Source organism: Rossellomorea oryzaecorticis (genome assembly GCF_038405515.1).
GTDB lineage: Bacteria > Bacillota > Bacilli > Bacillales > Bacillaceae_B > Rossellomorea > Rossellomorea oryzaecorticis_A.
Window position 1 is genome coordinate 1 of sequence record NZ_JBBYAF010000075.1, and the last position, 7,056, is coordinate 7,056.

Annotated in this window: 4 protein-coding genes; all 4 read left to right on the forward strand. The window is 43.5% G+C overall.

Annotated elements, in window-relative coordinates; translation table 11 throughout:
* Window positions 1–427 precede the first annotated feature (427 nt).
* The gene (gene clpX, locus AAEO50_RS20695; RefSeq protein ID WP_341986267.1) at window positions 428–1,699 is read left to right on the forward strand and encodes an ATP-dependent protease ATP-binding subunit ClpX; all 1,272 of its coding nucleotides are present in this window, start codon (window positions 428–430) and stop codon (window positions 1,697–1,699) included.
* Window positions 1,700–2,072: 373 nt separating this feature from the next.
* Complete coding sequence (lonB, locus tag AAEO50_RS20700; RefSeq protein ID WP_341986269.1) at window positions 2,073–3,734, forward strand: ATP-dependent protease LonB; 1,662 nt, start codon at window positions 2,073–2,075, stop codon at window positions 3,732–3,734.
* Between the two features lie 265 nt (window positions 3,735–3,999).
* Entirely contained in the window at window positions 4,000–6,324 is a 2,325-nt protein-coding gene (gene lon / locus AAEO50_RS20705) for an endopeptidase La (protein ID WP_341986270.1), read from the forward strand.
* Window positions 6,321–6,902: a ribosome biogenesis GTP-binding protein YihA/YsxC gene (gene yihA / locus AAEO50_RS20710; protein ID WP_341986271.1), complete on the forward strand. Its 582-nt coding sequence runs from the start codon at window positions 6,321–6,323 to the stop codon at window positions 6,900–6,902. Before lon ends, yihA begins: the two co-directional genes overlap by 4 nt.
* Window positions 6,903–7,056: the final 154 nt, after the last annotated feature.

The following is a 7,056-nucleotide window of genomic DNA, read 5'->3' on the forward strand; positions in this document are numbered from 1 at the left end:
TCCTGCGGGAGAAGTGGCCAATGTGAGACCCCGCAGGCGAAGCCGAGGAGGCTCACGGGTCACCCGCGGAAAGCGAAGTCTTGCACGGAAATCAAAAGCGGTATTAGAACGACAAAATAATTTTTTTGGAGTTTCAGCAAAAAGAATAATAACCTGCATTTTTGGATAAACCTTAATAAGCAGGGATTATTTTTGAAATCATGCTTGCGGTCTTCTTCCATAATGAATACATAAAACATAAGTAAAATATTTGCTAAAATGTCCGATACATAATAAGATGATTCTTAAGAATCGTATAATTTTTCTACGAACATATACTATGCTAAAATGCAATACATAATTCAGTGGTTGGAAGATAGCAGGCATTCGGTCGTTCATATCAAATATATGATTGATTGAAACAGTATTTATGAAGGGGTGAAATACATTGTTTAAGTTTAATGATGAAAAAGGACAGCTAAAATGTTCTTTTTGCGGCAAAACGCAAGATCAAGTACGTAAATTAGTAGCAGGTCCAGGTGTTTATATATGCGATGAGTGTATCGAACTTTGTACGGAAATCGTAGAAGAAGAGCTGGGCACCGAAGAAGAAGTTGAGTTTAAGGATGTTCCGAAGCCGAAGGAAATCCGTGAAATTCTCGACGAATATGTCATCGGTCAGGATCAGGCTAAAAAGTCACTTGCTGTGGCAGTGTACAATCACTATAAACGTATTAACTCAAGCAGCAAAGTAGATGATGTTGAACTGTCTAAAAGTAATATTGCAATGATCGGACCTACAGGGAGCGGTAAAACATTACTAGCCCAAACACTGGCCCGCATTCTGAATGTGCCTTTCGCAATCGCGGATGCGACATCTCTTACAGAAGCTGGTTATGTAGGTGAAGACGTTGAGAACATTTTGTTGAAGCTGATTCAAGCTGCAGATTACGATGTGGAAAAAGCTGAAAAAGGCATTATCTACATTGATGAAATCGATAAAGTGGCAAGAAAATCAGAAAACCCATCCATCACTAGAGATGTATCCGGTGAAGGTGTACAGCAGGCGCTGTTGAAAATTCTTGAAGGAACGGTGGCAAGCGTGCCTCCACAAGGCGGCCGTAAGCATCCTCATCAGGAATTCATCCAGATCGATACGTCGAATGTCCTATTCATTTGCGGTGGAGCATTTGATGGCATCGAACAAATCATCAAACGCCGCCTTGGCCAAAAGGTCATCGGGTTCGGTTCAGATCCTAAGAATGCTGAAGTAAAAGAAGAAAAGTCTCTTCTATCAAAAGTGGTACCTGAAGACTTATTGAAATTCGGTCTGATTCCTGAATTCATCGGGCGTCTTCCAGTCATTTCAAGTCTCGAGCCGCTTGATGAAGAAGCATTGGTTGAAATTCTGACGAAACCTAAGAATGCATTGGTGAAACAATATCAAAAAATGCTTGAACTTGATGATGTGGAATTGGAATTCACTGAGGATGCCCTTCTTGAAATCTCCAAAAAGGCAATTGAGCGCAAAACGGGTGCCCGCGGTCTTCGTTCCATCATTGAAACGATGATGCTCGATGTGATGTTCGATCTTCCTTCCCGTGACGATATTAAAAAATGTATCATCACGAAAGAAACGATTCTTGAAGATGCATCACCGCAGCTTGTTCTCGAAGACGGTACAGTCATCGATCCAAACGAAGAAAAAACATCAGCATAACAAAATTTTCAAAGTCCGGAATGATTTATCATTCCGGGCTTTGTTTCATTTAATCTTTAATTTTTAATAAATAAGAATTACAAAAAATAAATATTTAAGATGGATGCAAAAATAACAGTACATAGTGGATTGAAGCGGAAGGTGCTCGACTCCTGCGGGATATGCGGGACAGGTGAGACCCCGCAGGAGCGCAGCGACGAGGAGGCTCACCGCCCGCCCCGCGGAAAGCGAGCACCTGCAGCGGAAATCCACGGACTATGTAGATCCTAAACTGAATTTGCCCCGTTCTAAAGGCCGAAATTTTTTTGTTTATTCCCACAACCTCAAGGAGATACTAACCCGTAACAACATGTATCTACTTGGAGGGAGAAGAATGAGCTTTACTAGCATCGCTTTATTTATCCAATTGTTCTTCGGAATCATCATTGGATTGTATTTCTGGAACCTTCTTAAAAATCAACGAAATCAAAAAGTGACGATTGACCGTGAATCCAAAAAGGAAATGGAAGAGCTGAGAAAGATGCGGTCGATTTCTTTGACAGAGCCGCTTGCAGAAAAGGTAAGGCCATCGAGTTTCGATGATATCATCGGTCAGGAAGATGGAATCAAAGCATTAAAAGCAGCCCTGTGCAGTCCTAATCCTCAGCATGTGATCATCTATGGACCGCCTGGAGTGGGTAAAACGGCAGCTGCCCGGCTTGTTTTGGAAGAAGCAAAAAAGAATTTCAAATCACCTTTCAAATCTAGTGCAGTATTCGTGGAATTGGATGCCACCACTGCCAGATTTGATGAAAGAGGGATTGCCGATCCTTTAATCGGTTCTGTACATGATCCCATTTATCAAGGTGCAGGTGCCATGGGACAGGCGGGAATTCCGCAGCCGAAGCAAGGAGCAGTTACAAATGCCCATGGTGGTGTGTTATTTATTGATGAAATAGGAGAATTGCACCCTATACAAATGAATAAACTGTTAAAAGTACTTGAAGATCGAAAAGTTTTCCTGGAAAGTGCCTATTATAATGAAGAAAATCATCAGATCCCCACCCACATACATGATATCTTTAAAAACGGCCTTCCAGCAGACTTCAGATTAATCGGAGCCACAACTCGTACACCGAATGAGATTCCCCCTGCGATTCGTTCCCGCTGCATGGAAGTGTTTTTCAGAGAGCTCGAACAGGATGAAGTGAAGAGAGTGGCAGCACGTGCCGTTGATAAAATTAATATGAAAATCAGTGAAAAAGGTCTTGAGACACTTGCTTCGTATTCCCGTAACGGACGTGAAGCAGTCAATATGGTCCAGATTGCAGCCGGAGTAGCAATCAATGAAAACAGAAATGAAATCTACGACCATGAGTTGGAATGGATCATTCAATCCAGTCAGTTAACACCGCGCTACCAAAAGAAAATCAATAATGAAGAAGCAACGATCGGCGTTGTGAATGGGCTGGCTGTAACGGGTCCGAATACAGGTTCGCTGCTTGAAATCGAAGTGACCGTCATTCCTGCAGGGGACAAAGGACAAATCAATGTAACAGGAATCGTCGAAGAAGAAAGCATCGGTGATCGCAGTAAATCGATCCGCCGCAAAAGCATGGCTAAGGGATCGATTGAAAATGTCATCACAGTCCTCCGTTCCATGGGCGTACCGGCCGATCAATACGATATACACGTTAACTTTCCCGGTGGGATCCCGGTGGATGGACCTTCAGCTGGCATCGCGATGGCACTCGGCATTTACTCGGCCATTTACCGGTTACCGATCAAGCATAATCTCGCTTTAACTGGAGAAATCAGTATTCATGGATTCGTTAAACCAGTCGGAGGCGTTTACCCGAAAGTGAAAGCGGCAAAATTAGCAGGTGCAGGGATTGCGATCATTCCTCATGAAAATCAGCAATCAATGATGTCTGAAATCGAAGGAATTGAAGTCATCCCGGTCAAACATCTAAAAGAAGTACTGGACCTGGCTTTAGTGAAAGACCAATTAAGCGATACTTCACTGCTAAACGAATCAAATAAGAAAAGTGTATAGACTATGGCCGATTCGGGTCTATCCGAATCGGCTTATCTTTAAATATGAGAGAGTAATGTCTTCTAGAAAATTGTCCAGCTCAAGCGCCTAGCCCCTCGAGACGTTTCGGTCCGCCCAATGAAGTCAAAGAGCGACTTCACCGGCCGGCCCAAGAGCGTTGTCGGGGCTGTTCAAGGCGCTTACGCTTTTCTAATTAATAGACACTACCTAGTAAATAAGTTAGAATTGTACAAAGGCTAAGAGCCTAATTTTGGAGGTGTTAGATTTGGCAAAACAAAATAAAATTACGGTTCCCCTCCTTCCATTAAGAGGCTTACTCGTTTATCCGACAATGGTCTTGCATTTAGATGTAGGACGTGAGCGCTCCGTACAGGCATTGGAAAAAGCCATGATGGATAATCATTTGATTTTCTTAACGACACAAAAAGATATGAATATAGATGAGCCTGAACAAGAAGATTTTTATGAAATGGGAACGTTGACCAAGGTAAAGCAGATGCTTAAATTGCCTAACGGAACGATCAGGGTCCTCGTGGAAGGATTAAACCGTGCCTCGATAGCCGCTTTTACCGAAGAAGAAGAGTACTATGAAGTAGAAGTGGAAGAGCTGCATGATTCGCCTGACAAAGAATCCGAAACAGATGCATTGATGAGAACACTGTTGAATTATTTTGAGCAATACATAAAGCTATCCAAGAAAGTATCAGCTGAAACATATTCGACCGTCTCTGATATAGATGAACCAGGGAGACTCGCCGATATCGTCGCATCGCATCTGCCTTTAAAAATGAAGGAGAAGCAAACGGTGCTTGAAACGCTTGATATCAAGAAGCGCCTGCAAATGGTGATCGAAACCATTAATAATGAAAAAGAAGTATTAAGCCTTGAAAAGAAGATTGGCCAGCGGGTAAAGCGTTCAATGGAACGTACTCAAAAAGAGTATTATCTTCGAGAGCAAATGAAAGCGATCCAAAAAGAGCTTGGAGATAAAGAAGGAAAAACCGGTGAAATTGAAGATTTAACTTCGAAAATCGAGCAGGCCGACATGCCTGAAGAAGTGGAAAAAACAGCGCTTAAAGAACTGGCTCGTTATGAAAAAGTTCCTTCAAGTTCAGCCGAGAGTTCTGTTATCAGAAACTACATCGAGTGGCTTGTTTCATTGCCATGGTCAACAGAGACGAAAGATCAGCTGGACATCAAACGTTCAGAAGTAATCTTAGATCGTGATCATTATGGGCTTGAGAAAGTGAAAGAGAGAGTATTGGAGTATCTGGCTGTGCAGCAGTTGACGAAATCGTTAAAAGGCCCGATCCTCTGCCTTGCAGGACCTCCCGGAGTAGGGAAAACCAGTCTGGCTCGCTCTGTAGCGGAGTCACTCGGAAGAAACTTTGTACGTATCTCCCTCGGCGGAGTCAGGGACGAATCTGAAATCAGGGGACACCGCCGTACATACGTAGGGGCGATGCCGGGAAGAATCATTCAGGGAATGAAAAAGGCAGGGACGGTCAACCCGGTCTTCCTCTTGGATGAAATCGATAAGATGTCCAGTGATTTCAGGGGTGATCCATCTTCGGCGATGCTCGAAGTGCTTGACCCGGAACAGAACTCCAATTTCAGTGATCATTACATCGAAGAGACATATGATTTATCCAAAGTCATGTTCATTGCGACGGCAAATGATCTCTCCACGATTCCAGGACCGCTCCGCGACCGTATGGAAATCATCACGATAGCAGGCTATACAGAGCTTGAGAAAATGAATATTGCAAAGCATCACTTATTGACCAAGCAGATCAAAGAACACGGACTGACTAAAAATCAACTGCAGGTAAGGGATGAAGCTCTTGTAGATATCGTCCGTTACTATACGCGGGAAGCAGGAGTAAGAAGCCTGGAGCGTCAACTTGCCTCCCTATGCAGAAAAACGGCAAAAATCATTGTATCTGGCGAGAAGAAGCGCGTCGTGATCACAAGCAGCAATATTGAAGATTTCTTAGGGAAGAAAAAATTCCGTTACGGACAGGCGGAAGTGGAAAATCAGGTAGGGGTTTCGACCGGCCTTGCTTATACTTCCGTGGGAGGAGATACGCTTCAGATTGAAGTTTCGCTCGCTCCCGGAAAAGGAAAGCTTGTCCTTACAGGGAAGCTTGGGGATGTCATGAAGGAATCTGCTCAGACTGCCTTCAGTTATGTACGCTCCAAAGCAAAAGATCTCGGAATTGATGAAGAATTCCATGAAAAATGGGATATTCACATCCATGTTCCTGAAGGAGCAGTGCCAAAGGATGGACCGTCAGCAGGGATCACGATCACTACTGCCCTCGTTTCTGCCCTTACAGGCAAATTTGTAAACAGAGAAGTGGGTATGACAGGTGAAATCACCCTCCGCGGAAGGGTCCTTCCAATCGGAGGTTTAAAAGAAAAATCATTAAGCGCTCATCGTGCTGGTATCAAAACCATTATCCTGCCGAAGGATAATGAGAAGGACATTGATGATATTCCTGAAAGTGTAAGGGAAGATTTAACTTTCATTCTTGTATCCCACATAGATGAAGTCTTAGAGAAAGCATTAGTAGGTGAAGAGAAGTGAAAGTAAATCAAGTTGAATTAGTAATCAGTGCCGTCAGACCGGAACAATATCCGGAAGGGGACCTGCCGGAGTTTGCACTTGCGGGGCGATCCAATGTAGGGAAGTCATCCTTCATCAATAAAATGATCGGCCGGAACAGTATGGCAAGGATCTCATCCAAGCCCGGTAAGACACAGACGCTCAATTTTTATAAAATAGAAGAAACTCTTTACTATGTGGATGTTCCTGGATACGGCTATGCAAAAGTATCCAAGAAAGAACGTGAAGCATGGGGGAAGATGATCGAAACGTATATCACTTCCCGCGATCAGCTGAAAGCGGTCATCCTCATCGTCGATCTCCGCCACCCGCCGACCAACGATGATGTTGTCATGTATGAGTTTCTTAAGCATTATGGCATTCCTTGTATCGTGATCGCCACAAAAGCTGATAAAATCCCAAAAGGGAAATGGCAAAAGCACCTCAAAGTAACAAAAGATACACTACAAATGGATCAAGAGGACGAATTAGTACTATTCTCCTCCGAAACGGGCCTCGGAAAAGACAAGGCATGGTCCGCAATAAAATCCTTTTATTAATAATCACAGAGTTCTAAATAAATGACTTTGTTAAAGCATAATGTAGTTTGACCGTTTCTAGCGGTTGATTGGAGTGCAAGACGAAGACTCCTGCGGGAAGAGTAGCTTATGTGAGACCTGTCCAGCTCCAGGGCTTAGAGGCACATGTCATAAG

Excerpts from the sequence above, each read along its gene's own strand:
- lonB (WP_341986269.1), top strand. The coding sequence starts at position 2,073 with ATGAGCTTTACTAGCATCGCTTTATTTATCCAATTGTTCTTCGGAATC.